Source organism: Pseudomonas sp. S2_B07, assembly GCF_054668435.1.
This window is the reverse complement of the sequence record NZ_CP162769.1, coordinates 5,815,364-5,836,233: the sequence shown is the minus strand read 5'-3', so window position 1 is coordinate 5,836,233 and position 20,870 is coordinate 5,815,364. Positions and strand designations below refer to the sequence as shown.

Below are 20,870 nucleotides of genomic sequence, written 5' to 3'. Positions count from 1 at the left end.
AAACAACAATAAAAGGACATAACCCTATGAAGAACCTGAAAACCGCCCTGCTCGCCAGCTTCCTGGTCATGATCGGCAACTCGGCCATGGCTGACGCACAACACCCGAAAATCGGCTTTTCGATCGATGATCTGCGCCTTGAGCGCTGGTCCCGCGACCGCGACTACTTCACCGCCGCAGCCGAGCAATTGGGCGCCAAGGTTTACGTGCAATCAGCCGATGCCAACGAGCAGCGGCAGATTTCCCAGATCGAAAATCTGATTTCGCGCGGCGTCGACGTGATTGTCATCGTACCGTTCAACGCCACGGTGCTGAACAATGCGGTCTCCGAAGCCAAGAAGGCCGGGGTCAAAGTTCTTTCCTATGACCGCCTGATCCTGAATGCCGACATCGACGCCTACATCTCTTTCGATAACAAGAAGGTCGGCCAGATGCAGGCTGAAGGCGTGGTCAAGGCGCAACCCAAGGGCAATTACTTCTTGCTGGGCGGAGCGCCGACTGACAACAACGCCAAGATCTTGCGTGAAGGCCAGATGGAAGTGCTTCAACCCTTGATCGACAAAGGCGACATCAAGGTGGTGGGTCAACAGTGGGTGAAAGAGTGGAACCCGACCGAGGCGCTGAGCATTGTCGAGAACGCCTTGACCGCCAATAACAACAAGATTGACGGCATCGTTGCGTCCAACGATGCCACCGCCGGGGGGGCGATCCAGGCCCTCGCTGCGCAGAAGCTGGACGGCAAGGTACCGGTCTCCGGCCAGGATGCCGACCTTGCGGCGATTAAACGGGTGATCGCTGGCACCCAGACCATGACCGTCTACAAACCATTGAAACTGTTGGCCTCGGAGGCCGCCAAACTGTCTGTGCAATTGGCGCGCAACGAGAAGCCTACGTACAACTCGCAATATGACAACGGCGCCAAAAAGGTCGACAGCATCCTGCTCAAACCGACGCCTTTGACCAAAGACAACATCAACGTGCTTGAGGACGACGGGTTCTATACAAAAGCGCAGATTGCCGGGCAGTAATCGCCAGGTTTTCGACGCTTGCCTGACAATATCGGGCGGCTGACAGTCAGTCGTCGCAGGCAAGCGTTCGTCGAGAAGATTTCCAATCTTTGCTTTCGTTCGAGAGTTTTCAATGTCTGACTATCTGCTGGAAATGAGAGGCATCGTCAAAGCCTTCGGCGGGGTTCGTGCGCTGAATGGCATCGACATCAAGGTCAAACCGGGCGAGTGCGTGGGCTTGTGTGGAGAGAACGGGGCCGGTAAATCGACCCTGATGAAGGTGCTGTCGGCGGTCTATCCTTGCGACACTTGGGAGGGCGACATTCTTTGGCGTGGCCAGCCACTCAAGGCCTATTCGATCAAAGAGACCGAAGCCGCCGGTATCGTCATCATTCATCAGGAACTGACCCTGGTCCCTGATCTTTCCGTCGCCGAAAACATCTTCATGGGCCACGAACTGACACTGCCGGGTGGACGCATGAATTACCCGGCGATGATCCACCGCGCCGAAGCACTGATGCGTGAGCTGAAGGTGCCGGACATGAACGTCTCCCTCCCTGTGTCGCAGTACGGCGGCGGTTATCAGCAATTGGTGGAAATCGCCAAGGCATTGAACAAGAAGGCGCGCCTGCTGATCCTCGACGAGCCCTCCTCGGCCCTGACCCGTTCGGAAATCGAGGTGTTGCTGGACATCATCCGCGACCTGAAGGCCAAGGGCGTTGCCTGCGTCTACATCTCGCACAAGCTCGACGAAGTGGCGGCGGTCTGCGACACCATCTCGGTCATCCGCGACGGTAAACACATCGCGACCACCGCGATGGCCGATATGGACATTGCGCAGATCATCACCCAAATGGTCGGTCGGGAAATGAGCAACCTCTACCCCAGCGAACCGCACGAGATCGGCGAAGTGCTGTTCGAAGCACGCCACATTACCTGCTACGACGTCGACAACCCCGGCCGCAAGCGTGTGGACGACATTTCTTTCGTGTTGAAGCGCGGCGAAATCCTCGGCATCGCCGGACTGGTGGGCGCAGGGCGCACGGAGCTGGTGTCGGCGTTGTTCGGCTCGTATCCCGGTCGCTATGAAGGCGAAGTCTGGCTGGACGGCAAACCCATCGATACCCGCACCCCACTGAAATCGATCAGGGCCGGTTTGTGCATGGTCCCTGAAGATCGCAAACGTCAGGGCATCATCCCGGACCTGGGGGTGGGACAAAACATCACCCTGGCAGTACTCGACAGTTTTTCCCGCATGAGCCGCATCGATGCCGAAGCCGAGCTCAGCAGCATCCAGCAGGAAATCGCCCGGATGCAACTGAAAACCGCGACGCCCTTTTTGCCGATCACCAGCCTCTCCGGCGGGAACCAGCAGAAAGCCGTGCTGGCCAAGATGCTGCTGACCAAACCCCGAGTGTTGATCCTCGATGAACCCACGCGTGGCGTCGATGTCGGCGCCAAATATGAAATCTACAAATTGATGGGTGCGCTCGCGGCCGAAGGCGTAGCGATCATCATGGTGTCGTCGGAACTGGCCGAAGTGCTGGGCGTTTCCGACCGAGTGCTGGTGATTGGTGAAGGCCAGCTGCGCGGTAACTTTATCAACCACGAATTGACCCAGGAGCACGTGCTCGCTGCGGCGCTCAGTCAGCCGAACGGGCATGACAACAACGATCGGAAATCTGCGTAAATGAATCAGGTTAAACAGTTGTTCACCCGCTACAAAATGCTCGCCCTGCTGATTGCCGTGATGATTATCTGGCTGTTTTTCAGCTGGCAAACCGAAGGCGGGTTTCTAACCCCACGCAACCTGTCGAACCTGCTACGGCAGATGTCGATCACCGGGATTCTCGCCTGCGGCATGGTGCTGGTAATCATCAGTGGCGAAATCGACCTGTCGGTGGGCTCGATGCTCGGCCTGCTGGGCGGGGTCGCGGCGATTCTCGATGTGGTTTATCACGTGCCGTTGCCGCTCAACCTTGCGATCGTCGCCCTCTGCGGATTGTTGATCGGCCTGGGCAATGGCTACATGACCGCCTACCTGCGCATCCCCTCCTTCATCGTCGGCCTCGGCGGTATGCTGGCGTTTCGCGGGGTGCTGCTGGGCATTACCGGCGGCACTACCATTGCCCCGGTATCGAGCCAGCTGGTCTACATGGGGCAGGGTTACCTGCCACAACTGGCGGGGATAATTCTCGGCGTGCTGTTGTTTGGCCTGGCCCTGTTCCTCACCTGGCGCCAACGCCTCAACCGCGCCCTGCATGGTTTGTCCATGCACTCGCTGCTGCGCGACAGCATACGTGTGGTACTGATCGGCGTGGTGCTGGCCGGTTTCGTCTACACCCTCAACAGCTACGATGGCATTCCGGTTCCAGTGCTGCTCCTGCTGGTCCTGCTGGGACTGTTCAGTTACGTCACCAGCCAGACCGTGTTCGGCCGCCGCATCTATTCGGTGGGCAGCAACATGGAAGCCACACGCCTGTCCGGCATCAATGTGCAGGCGGTCAAACTGTGGATCTTCGGCATCATGGGCGTCATGTGTGCGCTCGCCGGCCTGGTCAACACCGCCCGCCTCGCGGCCGGCTCACCCTCCGCCGGCAACATGGGTGAGCTGGATGCCATCGCGGCATGCTTCATCGGCGGGACGTCCATGCGGGGTGGCTCTGGCACCGTATATGGTGCGTTGATGGGAGCATTGGTGATCAGCAGCCTGGATAACGGAATGTCGATGCTGGACGTCGACAGCTACTGGCAGATGATCGTCAAGGGCAGCATCTTGGTATTGGCGGTTTGGGTAGATGTCAGTACACGGGCAGGACGTCGCTGACTCTCGTTGTCTTCACCGTCTGGACGCCCCACTCGCAGGCAAGCCGGCATAAAGCCTGAATAGAGAAACGGCTTTTTCAACCTCGAGGGAGCCCAGGGTATTTGTCAGGTCGTTTGCCGTTCACATCCTCTGTTGTCCAGCATCGCAAACCAGGTGCGTGCGGTGCTCGGGCAACAGCAGGACCAGGGACTCATCCCGCTTGGTCTTGCTTTAAATTCAGTAGGGTTTGCCGCAATAGGCCAGGTCATTCGACCCGGCTTGTTAGCCCATTCGCAGACCACAACCCTTCGCTAAATGACGCACAACAGCTGGCGGACTCAACCCGCCAGCGTCCCCAATTGTCTGTCCGGTATTGTCAATTAACCCAGACGCACTGGACGAACAGACGCTACTGACGTCGATCACCACCCACCAGAATACGCGACTGGCGCACCGCTATGAGCAGCATAAAAAATGGGCAGCCCAGGCTGCCCACACAAAAAAAGCGGACAGCCTGGGCTGTCCGCAAATATGCGCACATAGAGAGGAGCTTATCGCAACAGCGTTAGAACACCGACTGAATTTTCAGGCCGGCCACCAGTGCGTTATCGACTTCATCAACACCGCCCGGGTGAGTGATGTATTGCAGGTTAGGACGCACGGTCAGCCAGTTGGTAACGTGGAAGCCGTAGTTGATTTCGTAGTTGTACTCGGTGGTCCGCAGTGGCGAGAACAGTGGGTTCTCGTAATCAGTGACATTGTTCGCCGCGTTCACCAGCTCGGCGTTTTTCTTCACGTCATCGTTGACGTGGGTGCGGGCGAAACCGATACCCATGTCATCTTTAGGACGCGCGTCGAACGGGCCCTTGTACACAAACATCAGCGACTGGTAGTTGTCGACGAAGTTGGTGTCCTTGTCGTGGAACGTGGCGTTGGCCGCAATGTTCAGACCGCGGGTCTTGTCACCGTTGTGGCTGGTGAGTTGTTGCTGTGCAACGAACCAGTAGCCGTGTTTGCTGCTGTGGCTGCGGTAGGCGTTGCCGCTGGTGGCCGCATCATTGCCGTTGTCGTCCTTGAGAACGTCATTGGCCTCGGCGGTGCTTTTGTAGTAACCGACACGGTATTCGCCCGGCAGGTTGTTAGGGTTAGGCAACCAGACCAGTTCGACCGGTAACACGGTACCGGCGGTGCCGCTGCCGCTGAGCTTGAAGCCGTTACCGTGCTCAAGTTGCGACGGGTTCTGGTTGTACGCGCCGATCTGCGCATAGAACTCAGGCGAGATGTTGTACTTCACGCGGACCGCTGCCTGCATGACTGGCCAGTTGTACCAGATGTTGGTGGCCCAGTTACCCACCTGGGAACCGCAGAACGCCAGGTTCTGGAACTCGCACGGGAAGGTGTTGAAGTCTTCGCCTTCGCCGAAGTAACCGGCCTTGACGTCCAGTTTGCCGTCGAGGAACTGGTGCTTGATCCACAACTGGGTCAGACGAACCATGTGGCCACGGCCGTAGACTTCCTGCGAGGAACTCAAGGTGCCGGCACGCGGATCGCCTACGCGGTCGTTGGAGATGTTCTCTCCGTTACGGTTGGTGAGCTGGATCTTGGCCTGGGTGTTATCCCAACCAAACAGTTTTTCCAGGTCCAGCGCCGCCCCCAGGCCGAACTGGTCCGCGTAACGCGCGGTTTTGTCGTTGTTGTAGCCACCGTGGAGGTTGCCGCCGACTTCACCGACGTAATCCATCTTGATGTCGATGCCTTGCTCGATCAGCTTGGTCCGCTCGCCACCCCAATCACCGGTCATCCATTCGGAGTCAGCGCTGAACGCGTCAGCCGCGTGCACACTACCGGCCAGCATCATGGCTGCAACTGCTGACAACTGGCAGATAAGCTGAGCGTTGTTGTTCTTCTTCATCCCTACATCCTCGTTTTATTTTTATTAGCTTTTTAGTACGTAGTCATCTTTGCGAAGCGCTTGAAGATGTAGGCGTGGCCCCCCCCAAGCACGAGCACATTGCAACAAATGCCGGTAATTGACAATGAAAATGTTATCGGTAACATTAGCCCTGCGAACCACATCCTCCGCGCTGTGTCGCCCCACCAAAATAATTACAAACCGGCCACAAGAATGGCGTCGGGAGAAATCCGTGAGCAGAGCCTCAACCTCCAGATATTTGATTTTCATCACGATTGCGGCTGCATTCGGTGGCCTGCTGTTTGGGTACGACACCGCTGTGATTTCAGGTGCTGTTCAACCCATACGCAGCTACTTCGTCGAGCCTCTGTTCCAGAACACGGAACTGGCCCGTCACGTCGTCGGAGAGTTCAAGACCTCACTGCTGCTCGGCGCAACATTGATCTTCTGCCTCAGCCTGTACTACCTCATCCGACTCTACGGCCGTACTCGCGGTCTGATGGTCGGAGGCCTGGTGGCTTTTTTCGGCAGCTGGCTGATGCATGACCAAGTCATGTCACTGCCTGATCAGATCACCCCGAACCTGGCGAGCTCGCTCACCGGATTCACTATTTCCTCGGCCCTGCTGGGCTGCGTGATCGGCGGCTTCTGTGCCGGCTCGGTCAGTGAGCGTCTTGGCCGGCGCAACGGATTAATGCTGTCGGCTGCATTGTTCATCATCGCCAGCATCGGCTCGGCCCTCCCGGAATATTTCAATCCGCTGCCATTGCAGGACATCACCGTTTTCAACCTGTACCGCATCATCGGCGGCATCGGTGTCGGTATCGCCTCGATGCTGTCGCCGATGTACCTGGCCGAAATCGCCCCCAGCCACATCCGTGGCCGTCTGGTGTCGTGTAATCAGTTCTGCATCATCCTCGGCATGCTGGTGGTGTATTTCATCAACTACTTCATCGCCCACGGCGAACCTCAGGAATGGCTGGTGCAACAAGGCTGGCGATGGATGCTTGGCTCCGAGGTGCTGCCCGCCCTGGTCTTCCTCCTGCTACTGATCCGCACCCCGGAGACACCTCGCTACCTGGTGATGCGCGGTAAACACGAACAGGCCTCGCGCGTACTGGAAGCCATCAACGGTAAGGACAAGGCGCCAGCCATCCTTCAGGAAATTCGCGCCTCGTTTGCAGAGAGTGCAGCCGACGCGCCGTGGATGTCCTTTGGCGGTCTGCTGATTGCCATTTCCCTTCTGCTGTCGATTTTCCAGCAGTTCATCGGCATCAACGTGGTGCTGTATTACGCGCCGGAAATCTTCAAGAACATGGGCAGTCAGGGCGATGCCTCGCTGCAACTGACCATCATCGTCGGTGCGGTCAACCTGATCTTCACCATTGCCGCCATCGTGCTGGTCGACCGCGTCGGGCGTAAACCGCTGATGATCATCGGTGCGCTGGTGATGGGCATCAGCATGCTGGGCCTGGGGACATCGTTCTACCTGCAGAACCTGGGTGTGACCGCGATGCTCTTGATGCTGAGCTATGTCGCCGCCTTCGCGGTGTCCTGGGGGCCGGTGGTCTGGGTCCTGCTCTCGGAAATTTTCCCGAACAGCATCCGGGGCGCCTTGTCCATCGCCGTCGCCGTACAATGGCTGGCGAACCTGTTGGTCTCCTGGAGCTTCCCGATCATGAACGACAATGCCTGGCTCAATGAAATGTTCAACCATGGCTTCGTTTACTGGGTGTACGGCGTAATGGGGTTGCTTGCCGCTGGCTTCGTCTGGCGCTGGGTTCCGGAAACCAAGAACAAGACGCTGGAAGAAATGAGCACCACCTGGAAAACCAGGACTGTCACTGCCGCCAAACTGAGCGCCGAACCCGTCTGAATCTCCGGCCCTGCGCTGCGGGGTCGCTTTTTTTGTTGTTGAGGATTGATGCAATGACCCAGGCAAATGCCCAATACCCAAGCCTTTGCGACCGCACGGTGTTCATTACCGGTGGCGGCAGCGGCATCGGCGCGGCACTGACCCGCGCGTTCCACCTGCAGGGCGCACGCGTGGCTTTCATCGATATTGCCGAGGAGGCCAGCCTTCAACTCGTCGCCGAGCTCCAAGCGCAAACCGGTCGTGCTCCGTGGTTCCGCCTCTGCGATATCCGTGACGTGCCATCACTGCAGGCGGCGATTCATGAAGCCGGCGAGGAGCTGGGGCCGGTCCGCGTACTGGTCAACAATGCTGCGCGCGACGATCGCCACGACTGGCGCGAGATCGATACCGCCTATTGGGACAATGGGATGGCGATCAACCTGCGGCCCCTGTTCTTCGCTATCCAGGCGGCAGCGCCGCAAATGATCGCTGCGGGTGGCGGCTCCATCATTAACTTCGGCTCCATCAGCGTACAACTGGCGCTCGGCGGCTTGTCCAGTTACGTCTCCGCCAAGGCAGCGGTGCATGGACTGACACGCAGCCTGGCACGTGACCTGGGTGCTGACGGCATCCGCGTCAATACCGTGGTGCCTGGGTGCATCATGACGGAACGGCAATTGGAGAAATGGATCTCCCCGGCCGACGAGGCGCGTATCCAGGAGCACCAGTGCCTCAAGTTGCGCCTGTTGCCCGAGCATGTGGCGCCGACCGTGCTGTTCCTCGCGGCGGATGACAGTGCCCAACTCACGGCCCATGAATTTCCGGTAGACGGCGGCTGGGGTTGACCATGAGCGCCTCATTGAACATCGCAGTTCCCCTGACAATGAGCCTGGGCGAATGTCCATTGTGGGACCACCGTCATGATCGCCTGCACTGGATCGACATCCATGCCGGACGGATCTATAGCTGGACGCCTGGCGACAACGTCGAACCGCACATCATCGAACTGGACGAGCCCGTAGGCAGTCTGGCACTGAGTGCCGACGGCCTGCTCGCCGCCACCGCAAGTGGCCTCTGGCGACTCGATCGCGACGGCCATAAACGTCACGTGGCCGCCAACCCGGAATGGCTCCAAGGCACCGGTAATCGCTTCAACGATGGCCGCTGCGATGCCCGGGGACGCTTTTGGGTCGGCACCCTCGACCGCAACGAGACCGCGCCCAGTGCGGCACTCTACTGCTGGAACGGTGACAGCCTCGACTGCCACCTCGGCGGGCTGGCGATTTCCAACGGGCTGGCCTTCAGTCCGGACGGGGCCTGGCTGTACCACGCCGACTCACCGCGCCGGCAAGTCTGGCGCTATCCCTATGACATGCAAAATGGCCAGCCGGGCCCGGGCGAGCCCTGGATCGATCTCGATACCCTTGGCCTCCCGGGTGTTCCCGACGGTGCCGCGGTGGACAGTGCGGGACGCTACTGGTGCGCGCTCTATGGCGGGGCACAGGTCGCCTGTTTCGACGCTTGCGGTCACCACCTGTTCAGCATCGACCTGCCCTGCCCACACCCGACCATGCTGGCGTTCGGCGGCGCCGAATTGCGTACGCTGTATGTCACCACGGCACGCCAGCACTTGTCGCCGGAGCAAACCGCACGCTGGCCGCACGCAGGGAGTTTGTTTGCCTGCCAGGTTGACGTGCCAGGACTGGCCGAACCTGTACTGGGCAACTGAAAGACTTTTTTGCAGAACGTTTACGGCTTGAAATGTTACCGATAACAGATCTGTTTTTGCGGGTAAGGCCTTCCCCTGATCCCCTGAAGACCGCCCCTAATCCGGCGCCAGCGCCTGATCAAGAGAAACCACATGAACACAGTTAAACGCCCGCTACGCAGCCAACAATGGTTTGACGATCCCGATCATGCCGACATGACCGCCCTCTACGTTGAGCGCTTCATGAACTACGGCATGACACGCGAAGAGTTGCAGTCGGGCCGCCCGATCATCGGTATCGCCCAGACTGGCAGCGACCTTGCACCCTGCAACCGCCACCACCTGGAACTCTCCCAGCGGACCAAGGCCGGTATCCGTGATGCCGGCGGCATCCCCATGGAATTCCCGGTTCACCCGATGGCCGAACAGACCCGACGCCCCACGGCCGCGCTGGATCGCAATCTGGCCTATCTGGGGCTGGTGGAAGTCCTGCATGGTTTTCCACTGGATGGCGTTGTCTTGACCACCGGTTGCGACAAAACCACCCCCGCCTGCCTGATGGCCGCCGCGACAACGGACCTGCCCGCCATCGTGCTGTCGGGCGGACCGATGCTCGACGGTCACCATAAAGGCCAGTTGATCGGTTCCGGCACCGTGCTCTGGCACGCACGCAATCTGCTGGCCAGCGGCGAAATCGACTATGAAGGCTTCATGGAAATGACCACGGCGGCCTCACCGTCGATTGGGCACTGCAACACCATGGGCACGGCGTTGTCGATGAACGCCCTCGCCGAAGCGCTGGGCATGTCCCTGCCCGGCTGCGCGAGTATTCCAGCGGCCTATCGTGAACGCGGACAAATGGCCTATGCCACCGGCAAACGCATCGTTGAAATGGTCCGCGAAGATATTCGTCCTTCACAGATCATGACCCGCGAAGCGTTTGAAAATGCGATTGCCGTAGCCTCGGCCCTGGGCGCCTCGACCAATTGCCCGCCACACCTGATCGCCATCGCCCGCCACACCGGCATTGATCTTGGGCTGGAAGACTGGCAACGCATCGGCGAAGACGTGCCACTGCTTGTCAACTGCATGCCGGCCGGCAAATACCTGGGCGAAGGCTTCCACCGTGCGGGCGGTGTCCCTGCGGTCATGCACGAACTGCAGAAAGCCGGTCGACTGCATGAAGACTGCGGCACGGTCTCAGGCAAGACCATTGGCGAGATCGTCAGCAACGCGGCGGCCAGCGATACCGACGTGATTCACGCCTATCAAGACCCGTTGATTCAGCGAGCCGGGTTCATCGTCCTGAGCGGCAACTTCTTCGACAGCGCGATCATGAAAATGTCGGTGGTGGGCGAAGCCTTCCGCAAGACCTACCTGTCCGAACCCGGCGCGGAAAACAGCTTCGAAGCCAGGGCCATCGTTTTTGAAGGCCCCGAGGACTATCACGCGCGGATCAACGACCCCTCCCTGGAAATCGACGAGCGCTGCATCCTGGTCATTCGTGGCTGCGGCACCGTGGGTTATCCAGGCAGCGCCGAAGTGGTCAACATGGCACCACCGGCAGCACTGATAAAACGAGGCATTGATTCACTGCCTTGCCTGGGCGATGGACGCCAAAGCGGCACCTCGGCCAGTCCGTCGATCCTGAACATGTCGCCGGAAGCGGCCGTGGGCGGAGGGTTGGCGTTACTGAAAACCAACGACCGCCTGCGCGTGGACCTCAATACTCGCCGAGTGGACCTGCTGGTCGACGAAAGTGAGATGGCCCATCGGCAGTCCGAGCTGAAACCTTCATTCCCGGCTTCGCAAACCCCTTGGCAAGAGCTCTATCGGCAACTGGTTGGCCAGCTCTCGACGGGGGGTTGCCTGGAACCCGCCACGTTGCATTTGCGGGTAATCGCCCGGAGCGGCAATCCGCGTCACTCCCATTAATTCAACCGCTGTCGCAAGAGGGTTTCGTACATGTCCCAAACATCCACAGCAACTACTTTGGCGGATTTGAATGTCCTGGCTCAGGGCCTCGGCGAAGGCACATGGATCAGTCGTGTCTGGATCCCGGGTTACGCTGCAGGCCCCTCCGTCGTTTTGGTCCGCGACAGTCAGGTCTATGACATCAGTGCTCGAGTGGCGACTGTTTCAGCGCTGCTTGAGCTTGACGATCCCGTCAGCTATCTGCGCGATTTGCCTTTGGATCAAGCGCTGATCAGCGTCGATGATCTACTGCGCAACAGCGACGCCGCCGTGCGCGATGAAACCCGACCGTGGCTGCTGGCGCCCATCGACCTGCAAGCTGTGAAGGCTGCCGGCGTTACATTTGCCACCAGCATGCTGGAGCGAGTTGTCGAAGAACAGGCCAAGGGCGACCCCGCCAAGGCAGATAGTATTCGTGCCAGTCTGGTCGAGAGTATCGGCACTGACCTCGGGCAAATCGTACCCGGTTCCCCCCAGGCGCTGACCCTCAAGGAGGTGCTGATCGCTCAGGGAATGTGGTCACAGTACCTCGAAGTCGGGATCGGTCCCGACGCCGAAATATTCACCAAGGCTCAACCCCTGTCGGCGGTGGGTTACGGCGCGGACATCGGCATTCACCCCAAATCCAGTTGGAACAATCCGGAGCCCGAAGTGGTGCTGGTCGTCTCCAGCCGCGGCAAAGTACAGGGCGCCACCCTGGGTAATGACGTCAACCTGCGCGACTTCGAGGGCCGCAGCGCCCTGCTGCTGTCAAAGGCCAAAGATAACAATGCGTCGACGGCTCTGGGCCCATTCCTGCGGCTGTTCGATGAAACCTTCGACATCGACGATGTGCGTCGCGCCGAGGTGGCTTTGCGGGTCGTCGGCAACGACGGCTTCATCATGGATGGCAGCAGCTCGATGAACCAGATCAGCCGCGACCCGCTGGATCTGGTCGCTCAAACGCTCAATGAGAACCATCAGTACCCGGACGGTTTTGTCCTGTTTCTCGGCACCCTGTTCGCTCCCAAGCAAGACCGTGACCAACCGGGCGGAGGATTTACCCATAAAGAGGGCGACCTGGTTGCCATCAGCAGCGCCAAATTTGGCACGCTGGTCAATCGGGTGACGACCAGTGATCGCGCACCCGCCTGGCAGATGGGCTATCGCTCGCTCCTCGAAAACCTCCATGGCCGTGGCCTGTTAGAGGCCGCCATTACACCCCGCTGATCCCTATTCGCTGTCGGAGGACTTATGACTGCAATCCTTGGCCACAACTACATCGCCGGTGCCCGCAGCGGCGCTGGCGATATCCGTCTGCAAAGCATCGACGCCCAGAGCGGCGAACCGCTGCCCGCAATCTTTCTACAAGCAACCGAGGCAGAAGTGGACGCCGCGGCTCAGGCCGCCGCCAGTGCCTATCCGGCATACCGAGCGCTGCCCGCGTCGCGTCGCGCCGAATTCCTCGAAGCCATCGCCGCCGAACTGGATGCCTTGGGTGACGATTTCATCGCCACGGTCTGCCGTGAAACCGCCCTTCCGACCGGTCGTATCCAGGGCGAACGCGGCCGCACCAGCGGCCAGATGCGCCTGTTCGCCCAAGTGCTACGCCGCGGGGACTTCTACGGCGCACGCATCGACCAGGCCCTACCGCAGCGTCAACCGCTGCCCCGCGCCGACCTGCGCCAGTGCCGCATGGGCGTTGGTCCGGTCGCCGTGTTCGGTGCCAGCAACTTTCCACTGGCCTTTTCCACGGCTGGCGGTGATACCGCTGCTGCTCTCGCAGCCGGCTGCCCGGTCGTGTTCAAGGCGCACAGTGGTCACATGGCGACGGCCGAGTTAGTCGCTGACGCGATCCTGCGCGCAGCCGTCAAGACCCGGATGCCAGCCGGCGTGTTCAACATGATTTACGGCAATGGTGTCGGCGAGCAGTTGGTCAAGCACTCGGCGATCCAGGCGGTCGGCTTCACCGGTTCGCTCAAGGGCGGCCGTGCCCTGTGTGACATGGCTGCTGCGCGCAAGCAGCCAATCCCGGTGTTCGCCGAGATGTCCAGCATCAACCCGATGGTGCTGTTGCCTCAGGCACTCCAACAGCGAGGCACGCAGATTGCTGCCGAACTGGCCGCCTCGGTGGTCCAGGGCTGCGGGCAATTCTGCACCAATCCAGGGCTGATCATCGGTATCAGCTCGCCTGAGTTCAGCGCTTTCCGCGATCGGCTCTCGAGCATCCTCGCCGATCAACCGGCACAAACCATGCTCAACATCGGCACCCTCAAAAGCTACACAGCGGGCGTCGAGCGTTTACAGGCACATCCTGGCGTACGCCACCTGGTGGGGCAGCTACAACAAGGTAACCAGGCCTTTGCGCAATTATTCCAGGCCGACGTCGAGTTACTGCTGCAGGGTGAAGAATTACTGCAAGAGGAAATATTCGGTCCGGCGAGCGTGGTGGTCGAAGTGGCTGACCGTGAACAATTGCAACAGGCGTTGGCAGCCCTGCAAGGCCAACTCACCGCGACCCTGATCGCCGACCCCGACGACCTTAAAGACGCTTCGGATCTGGTCGCACAACTGGAACAAATCGCCGGTCGGTTGCTGCTCAATGGCTACCCTACGGGAGTGGAAGTCTGCGACGCGATGGTCCACGGTGGCCCCTATCCAGCCACCTCGGATGCCCGCGGCACGTCAGTCGGCACCCTGGCCATCGACCGTTTCCTGCGGCCGGTCTGCTACCAGAACTACCCGGATGAACTGCTTCCAGAGGCACTGCGCAACGCCAACCCATTGGGTATCTGGCGCTTGGTAGACGGTCAGAACAGCAAGGAAGCGCTGGCCTGACGAATCCGCCCACCGGGCAGCCATAAAAAAAGAGCCCCTGGTTTCCTCAAACCCGGGGCTCTTTTTTGCTTCGTCATGGACGCTCGGATCACGCCCGCTCAAGGATTTTTCAGGTACTTTCCCGCGCCAGTACTTTGAACTCCACCACATCGCACTCTCGCGGGCGTGGTAATCCGTGGCGTTGAGCCGCCGCGCTGTTCAACAGCAACTGACCTGCGCGTCTACCAATCCCATAGGGATCAACCGAGACCGTGGTGATGGTTGGCGTGCAGTAACGCGACACCTCAAAGTCACCAAAACCGGCTACCGCAATATCACCGGGTACACTCAGGCCCATCCGATGACACTCCATGATGGCGCCGAATGCTGACAGATCACTGACGCACATCACCGCATCGGTGTCCGGCCATTTTTCCAGCAGGCGCTTCACCGATTCACCGCCATGACTCATGGTAATCGGTGACTCGCCATACTCCACCAGTCGTGGCTCTCCGGCGCCCAACGCGGCGACGGCCTGAAGATAACCTTGCTGACGTTGCTGACCCCGATGATCGAGTCCCGATGCGCCACCGATGTAACCGATGCGCCGATAACCACGGTCATACAGATGCTCGAACAGCGCGGCCGCGGCGGCCACGTTGCTGAATCCGACCGATTGTTCAATCGGGTCTTCAGGAATGTCCCAGGTCTCGACTACAGGGACCTGGGCTTGTCGCAACAACTTACGGGTGTCGTCCAGGTGCGCGCTGCCGGTCAACATCACCCCTACCGGGCGATGGCGCAATAACGTACGTACCAATAACGCCTCTTGGTCCAGGTGGTAATCGGTATCCCCCAACAGCAAACACAAGCCATGCTCCCTGACGATGTCGTTGAGACCTCGCACGGTATCGGCAAAGTTCGAACTCGCCAAGGACGGCACCAGGGCCACGATAAACTCCGAGCGCCCGGAAGACAGGGTGCCGGCAGAGGCATCGGGCAAATAACCGAGGCGATCAATCGCAGCGTGGACCAGCGCTTGAGTACGTTCTGAAACATCGCGCCCGGCCAGGACGCGAGAAACGGTCATCTTGGAAACGCCAGCCAGCTTGGCGACGTCAGCCATACGAGGCGGCGATGGCATTTTGTCTAATTCATCGAGACTCATTGACGTCCTGTTTTCCCTGAAAAAAAGGTCGCGACAGCCGGTCAACCCCCGCTGCGTACGCTGATAGCAACTGATTATACATACGCATGGGCAGGTCTACCTGCCGGACATGCGCAGCATCTTGCGAAGGCCGGACGAGCATCTTTACAACGCCAACGTTAGCGGTAACATCAATTGATCAAGCCATTAACCAGGACTCTCTACGTGGCAATTACCCAAGCATCCTTTGGCTTTCATCATGAACAAGAAGTCACGGCCTATACGCTGACCAACCGCAACCACTGCCAGGCCCGCCTCATCACTTTCGGGGCCCGGTTGGTAGAAATGCATGTCCCGGACAAACACGGCAAAGCCTGCGATATCGTGCTGGGCTTCGATACACTCGAGCCGTACCAGACAAGTGACACCTATTTCGGCGCAACCTGCGGCCGCTACGCAAACCGCATCAGGAACGGCCTTTTTTTCCTGGACGGCCAGCGTGTCGAGGTGGCCTGCAATGAACCGCCGAACCACCTCCACGGCGGGGAGCAGGGCCTGGATAAACAGATATGGGACGCGACATTCAACGAAAGCGAAAACTCCGTCACCTTCAGCCATGTGTCGAAAAAGGGCGATTCAGGCTTCCCGGGCGAGTTGTTGCTCAAGGCAAAATACACCCTGACCGACGACAATCGCCTGCTCATTACCCTGCAGGGCAACACTGACGAAACCACCGTTTTGAACATGGTCCATCACTCCTACTGGAACATGGCGGGTCATGACTCGGGCAGCGTCGTCGGGCAGATGCTGAGCGTGGAAGCAGACTTCTACACCCCGGTCGATGAACAGTTGCTGGCCACCGGTGAGGTGTTGGCCGTTGCCGGAACGCCCTTCGATTTCCGCGAGGCCAAGCGCATCGGGCAAGACATGGAACACAAGGGGGGCTACGACCATAATTGGGTGTTGCGTGGAGCCAGCCCGGCCATTCACCCGGTCGCCAGTTTGTGGGATACAGTCTCCGGACGGGGCTTAACGCTTAAATCCACGGAACCCGGCGTACAAATCTACACTGCCGGACACCTTGGCCCTGCAGTCATTGGCAAAGGCAATACGCCTTATTGCAGCTACGCAGGCGTTGCATTGGAAACCCAGAAATTCCCCGACTCACCGAACTTCGCCCACTTTCCGACAACGCGCCTTGAGCCCGGCGAAACCTACTGCCACGAGATGGAAATCCAGTTTTTCGCTCGCTGACTGCAAAGCCATGACAGAGGTTGCAGGCGGCAATGAGCGGGTTGCTTGCCTGGAACCGCTCGTCCATGAGCGTAATCGGGATCCTGAGCGCTCCAGCGTTGGCCTTCACCCTACGGCGTGATGTCTTTGGTGAGCATCGCCTTGGGGATCAGCAGAATCAGCACACAGCTGACCAGCAAACAGCCACCCAGCACATAGGTGCCATTATTCATGTCGCCCGTCAGGGTTTCGGCTGTGGCGGTGATCATCGAACCGGTGAAACCCGACAGGTTTCCGATCGCGTTGATCATGCCAATACCCGCCGCCGCTGCCACACCGGATAACACTGTGCCAGGCAACGTCCAGAAAATCGGCATCAGACTCAACAAACCTGAGGCGGACACGCTCAGGAAGAAAATAGACACCGGCAGGTTATGGGCAAAGATGGCACTGCAAATCAACCCCACCCCGCCGATAAAGGCAGGAATCGCCGCATGGAATCGGCGCTCGCCGGTTTTGTTGGAGTGCCAGGCGTTCAGTGTCATTGCAACGATGGCGGTGGCGTAAGGAATGGCCGTCAGCAAGCCAATGTGCAGCGTATTGGAAATACCTGTCGCCTTGATGATCGTCGGCATCCAGAACGCCAGACCATAAAAGCCAGTATTGAACGTCAGCAATATCAACACCAACAACCAGACCCGACCATTGAAGATTACATCCCGAAAGCTGGACGCCTTGGTCGTGTTATCCCGGTTGAGGTTGTTTTTCAGCAGTTTTTTTTCTGCGGCATTGAGCCATTTCGCTTTGTCGATGTTATCGACCAGCAACGTCACTACCACGACCGCCATGACCAGCGATGGAATGCCTTCGATGATCAGCATCCACTGCCAGCCAGCCATGCCATTAACACCTTGCATGGCGCCCATCAACCAACCAGAAAGGATCCCGCCCAGAGTCAGGCTGATCGGCATGGCCATAAGGAAACCAGCCATGACACGGCTCTGTCGATGGGTCGGAAACCAGTAGTTGAGGTAAAGGATCACGCCAGGGAAGAAACCGGCTTCGCATATCCCGAGCAGGAAGCGCAGCACGTAGAACATGGTCGTCGATTCAATGTGACAGAATTTTGCCAGAGGCACGGTAAATGCCACGGCAATAGAGACGATGCTCCAGGAGAGCATGATCCGCGCGATCCAGAGGCGGGCGCCAAAGCGATGCAGGAACAGATTGCTCGGCACTTCAAAGAGAAAATACCCCCAGAAGAAAATACTCGCACCGAGGGCGTAGACCGTATTGCTGAATTGCAGATCGTTGAGCATATCGAGCTTGGCGAAGCCAATATTGACGCGATCCAGGTACGCCGCCATGTAGCAAAACAGCAGGATCGGCAGAATACGCAGAATCACCTTTCGATAGGTACGATCCTCAAAGGTAAGCTCCGCCGCGCCCTCTCCTGTAAGAGGACGTTGAGATACTGATTCCATGGTTTGACCCCAGGCATGTCGTCATGCCGTTTATTTTTGTTTTGGCTTGCGATCCTCTGTCTCACGAACTGATCTTGATAAATCCGTACGGGAGGTAAAATCTGCAAGCGACCTGTTACCGGTAACATTTTTAATTTAACAGGTCAGCTCCGAGCAATGCAAACAGGTTCGCTTCAATATTTTTGGGCGGTTTGCCTACGGGTAGGCATCCGCTTCACGCACAGCGTGTTGTTGCGGCAGGAATCTTGACCAGCCGATTACAACCCGGTCCCAGATAATCCAAGGCGGAAAATAGCGATTCAATTGCACTCAGGAATGTGCCAACCACGCCCCCTCAAATTCACGTATCAGGTTTTTAAAGCACACCTGCAAAGCGCGCATTGAGCCTCACTTCAAGAAGTCGAGACCCACGTCGATTTCATCAGCATGAAAAAAACGCACAAGGGATGGAAATTTTTTCTCCAACCCATTGATTTGCCATACCCTGCGATTCTAAACATACTGAAAATCCATGCCTGCACACGGCCGTTGACTGCTTCCCCATGCGCAAACTTCTGTACCTGACCTTTTCCATGGCGATCATTGCCGCCCTTACCACTTACGCGATGTGGGCCGCGGATCGTCCGGTGGGCCATTACCTGTCGGACTTGCGTATCAACCTGGCCATCGATCAAGGCACGCCCGCAGATCGCGGCAACCTGCTGGGCATCCAGCCCGAACTGTTCCCGACCGACTATCAAAGCCCCGAGCGCCTGCACCGCAAACTCGCGGCGTATTTGCAGAAGGCCCAGGATCAGGGCCTGCTGAACGACAAGACCATCGTCGTGCTGCCCGAACATGTCGGCACCTGGCTGATGGTCAGCGGCGAGAAAGATGAGCTGTACCAGGCGACGACGCTCCAGGAAGCGATGAACTGGCTGGCGGCGAGCAATCCGTTGCAGTTCGTTCGTGCACTGATCAGCGCCAAGGGCGACAGCCGGGTCGACGATGCCCATTTGCGGATGAAAGCCAAAGGCATGGCCAAGAATTATCAGGCTCTGTTCGGCGGGTTGGCGAAGGAGTTTCATGTGACGCTGGTGGCAGGCACCATCGTGCTGCCGGAGCCCAGCGTGATAGACGGCACGCTGAAAATCGGCCGCGGTGCGCTGTACAACAGCAGTGTGATCTTTGGTCGTGATGGCCTGCCGATCGGCCAGCCTCAACGCCAGATGCACCCGGTGTTCGAGGAACCTGAGGACATCAAGGCCAATGAACAACAGGCTCTCACCGTCATCGATACGCCGGCCGGACGCCTGGGCGTGTTGATCGGCAGCGACAGTTGGTACCCGGACAATTACCGCAAACTCGATGATCAGGGCGTGCAACTGGTCGCCGTTCCGGCGTACGTCATCGGCCGTGACACCTGGGATAAACCGTGGCGCGGTTACCGCGGATTGCCGACACCCGCCTCCGTCAGCCTCAAGCCCGGCGAACTGAGCGAAGGTCAGGCCTGGCATCGCCTGACCCTCACCGCCCAACCGCCCGCGAGCCGGGCCATTGCCGGCATGAGCGTGTTCCTGCGTGGGCAGTTCTGGGACAAGGGCAGCGCCGGGCAAAGCTTTCTCAGCAACAACGGTCAACAGTTCGCCGACGGCAATGCCCGCGGCGCGCGGTTGCTGAACCTCTGGTTGTGATCCATGAAACCGCTACCGATGCGCCTCGGGGATTTATCGGTGGGTTTCGTCCATAGCCTGGCCGATGCCGTACACAGCCACGGAGTAGACCCGCAGCCGCTGCTCGACCAATACGGGCTGGACGCGGCCCGGTTGGCGGAGCCCGGTGCCCGGCTGTCGATCCCGCGCTATATGCGTTTGGGCCATGGGGCTATTCAACTGACGGGCGATCCCGCGCTGGGTTTGCGCATGGGCCAGCTCAGTCGCCTGAGCCAGGCCGGCCTCGCTGGCGTCACGGCCGCGCAGGCGCCGACGGTTCGAGAGGCCGCACGCTGCCTGATTCGTTTCGAAGCCTTGTACGGCTCCAACTATCGCGGTCAGTCGAGCTTTCATGAAGACGCTCAGGGCGCATGGCTGCGCTTCTATTCCATCAGCCCCTACAACGCCTACAACCGCTTTGTGGTGGATTCGATCATCGCCGGCTGGTTGCACCAGTTGTCCAGCATCAGCCCTGCCCCGCTGCGCGCAGAGCGCATCGAAATCGAATTCGACGCGCCGGAATACCGCGAGGCCTATGCCCTGCTGGGCGATTGCCCGATCCAGTTTGCTGCCGAGCACAATCAACTGCGCCTGAGCCTGGCCAGCCTCGCCCAACGCAACCCGGAACACTGTCCGAGCACCTGGCGGCATTTGCTGCAACTCTGTGAACGGGAACTGGAGCAGCTGACGCGCACCCGTAGCCTGCGTGAACGCATCACTCAGTTACTGGGGCCGTTGCTCAATGGTGGCCGGGAACCCGACCTGGAAGAAGTGGCGGCACGCCTGAAGCTGCCCACCTGGACCTTGCGCCGCAAACTGGCCGAAGAGGGCACGCAATTTCGTGCGATTCTCAACGACACCCGTCGCGACCTGGCCATGACCTACATCCGCGATACCGAACTGGCGTTCGGAGAAATCGCCTACCTGCTGGGTTTCGCTTCAGCGGAAGCCTTCCAACGGGCCTTCAAGCGCTGGAACGGCCAGACACCCGGCGAGTTTCGCCGCAGCCATCGCCAATCCGCTTGACGCTTACAGCTCTGTAGCGTCTTCGGCGGGTTCTAGCGGGTCCAGTTCAAACGCCTGGTACTCGAGCAGTTCTTCTTGATAATCGTCCATTTTTGAATCCCCCAGCGCTCGTTAAAAAAATGCCTGAATAAATGACCAGCGCCTTGAGCATAAAGTGCCCCCGTGAAAGAAAAATGACGCGGGCGCACCGCTCAGCGGCTACTTAATAAAACGTAGCAGTCGGTCAGGAAT

General features: G+C 59.0%; 15 protein-coding genes. 12 read left to right on the top strand and 3 right to left on the bottom strand.

Annotated features, from left to right (window positions below; genetic code table 11):
* Positions 1-26 precede the first annotated feature (26 nt).
* The 3 genes from xylF (at position 27) to AB4N43_RS26825 (ending at position 3,834) form a co-directional block, all read left to right on the top strand.
* Positions 27-1,028, top strand: coding sequence for a D-xylose ABC transporter substrate-binding protein (xylF, locus tag AB4N43_RS26835; protein ID WP_027925026.1), 1,002 nt, complete (start codon positions 27-29; stop codon positions 1,026-1,028).
* Between the two features lie 112 nt (positions 1,029-1,140).
* A complete protein-coding gene (gene xylG / locus AB4N43_RS26830) occupies positions 1,141-2,697 on the top strand; it encodes a D-xylose ABC transporter ATP-binding protein (RefSeq protein ID WP_027925025.1) in 1,557 nt (518 codons plus the stop codon).
* A complete protein-coding gene (locus tag AB4N43_RS26825; protein ID WP_027925024.1) occupies positions 2,698-3,834 on the top strand; it encodes a sugar ABC transporter permease in 1,137 nt (378 codons plus the stop codon).
* A 544-nt stretch (positions 3,835-4,378) separates the two neighbouring features.
* Here AB4N43_RS26825 and AB4N43_RS26820 read toward each other — a convergent pair.
* Positions 4,379-5,725 (bottom strand): carbohydrate porin, encoded by a 1,347-nt coding sequence (locus tag AB4N43_RS26820; RefSeq protein WP_059182500.1) that lies wholly within the window; start codon positions 5,723-5,725, stop codon positions 4,379-4,381.
* Between the two features lie 232 nt (positions 5,726-5,957).
* Between AB4N43_RS26820 and xylE the strand changes: the two genes are divergently transcribed.
* The 6 genes from xylE (at position 5,958) to AB4N43_RS26790 (ending at position 14,079) form a co-directional block, all read left to right on the top strand.
* On the top strand, positions 5,958-7,601 hold the full coding sequence (gene xylE / locus AB4N43_RS26815) for a D-xylose transporter XylE (RefSeq protein ID WP_218186585.1): 1,644 nt from the start codon (positions 5,958-5,960) through the stop codon (positions 7,599-7,601).
* 53 nt (positions 7,602-7,654) lie between these two features.
* Positions 7,655-8,425, top strand: coding sequence for an SDR family NAD(P)-dependent oxidoreductase (locus AB4N43_RS26810; RefSeq protein WP_027926056.1), 771 nt, complete (start codon positions 7,655-7,657; stop codon positions 8,423-8,425).
* Positions 8,426-8,427: 2 nt separating this feature from the next.
* Complete coding sequence (locus AB4N43_RS26805) at positions 8,428-9,309, top strand: SMP-30/gluconolactonase/LRE family protein (RefSeq protein WP_460152261.1); 882 nt, start codon at positions 8,428-8,430, stop codon at positions 9,307-9,309.
* Between the two features lie 132 nt (positions 9,310-9,441).
* On the top strand, positions 9,442-11,223 hold the full coding sequence (locus tag AB4N43_RS26800) for an IlvD/Edd family dehydratase (protein ID WP_027926058.1): 1,782 nt from the start codon (positions 9,442-9,444) through the stop codon (positions 11,221-11,223).
* Positions 11,224-11,253: 30 nt separating this feature from the next.
* Entirely contained in the window at positions 11,254-12,471 is a 1,218-nt protein-coding gene (locus AB4N43_RS26795) for a fumarylacetoacetate hydrolase family protein (protein ID WP_027926059.1), read from the top strand.
* Between the two features lie 24 nt (positions 12,472-12,495).
* Positions 12,496-14,079 (top strand): aldehyde dehydrogenase (NADP(+)), encoded by a 1,584-nt coding sequence (locus AB4N43_RS26790; protein WP_027926060.1) that lies wholly within the window; start codon positions 12,496-12,498, stop codon positions 14,077-14,079.
* Positions 14,080-14,188: 109 nt separating this feature from the next.
* Here AB4N43_RS26790 and AB4N43_RS26785 read toward each other — a convergent pair whose 3' ends face one another.
* Positions 14,189-15,148, bottom strand: coding sequence for a LacI family DNA-binding transcriptional regulator (locus AB4N43_RS26785; RefSeq protein WP_231986496.1), 960 nt, complete (start codon positions 15,146-15,148; stop codon positions 14,189-14,191).
* A gap of 282 nt (positions 15,149-15,430) precedes the next feature.
* Between AB4N43_RS26785 and AB4N43_RS26780 the strand changes: the two genes are divergently transcribed.
* Positions 15,431-16,459 (top strand): aldose epimerase family protein, encoded by a 1,029-nt coding sequence (locus AB4N43_RS26780; protein WP_218186586.1) that lies wholly within the window; start codon positions 15,431-15,433, stop codon positions 16,457-16,459.
* 110 nt (positions 16,460-16,569) lie between these two features.
* Here the strand turns inward: AB4N43_RS26780 and AB4N43_RS26775 are convergent, their stop codons facing one another.
* Complete coding sequence (locus AB4N43_RS26775; protein WP_027926063.1) at positions 16,570-17,922, bottom strand: MFS transporter; 1,353 nt, start codon at positions 17,920-17,922, stop codon at positions 16,570-16,572.
* Positions 17,923-18,464: 542 nt separating this feature from the next.
* Between AB4N43_RS26775 and AB4N43_RS26770 the strand changes: the two genes are divergently transcribed.
* Together AB4N43_RS26770 and AB4N43_RS26765 are read left to right on the top strand one after the other, a co-directional pair.
* Positions 18,465-19,595, top strand: coding sequence for a carbon-nitrogen hydrolase family protein (locus AB4N43_RS26770; RefSeq protein ID WP_027926064.1), 1,131 nt, complete (start codon positions 18,465-18,467; stop codon positions 19,593-19,595).
* 3 nt (positions 19,596-19,598) lie between these two features.
* A complete protein-coding gene (locus AB4N43_RS26765) occupies positions 19,599-20,639 on the top strand; it encodes an AraC family transcriptional regulator (protein WP_194941038.1) in 1,041 nt (346 codons plus the stop codon).
* Positions 20,640-20,870 lie beyond the last annotated feature (231 nt).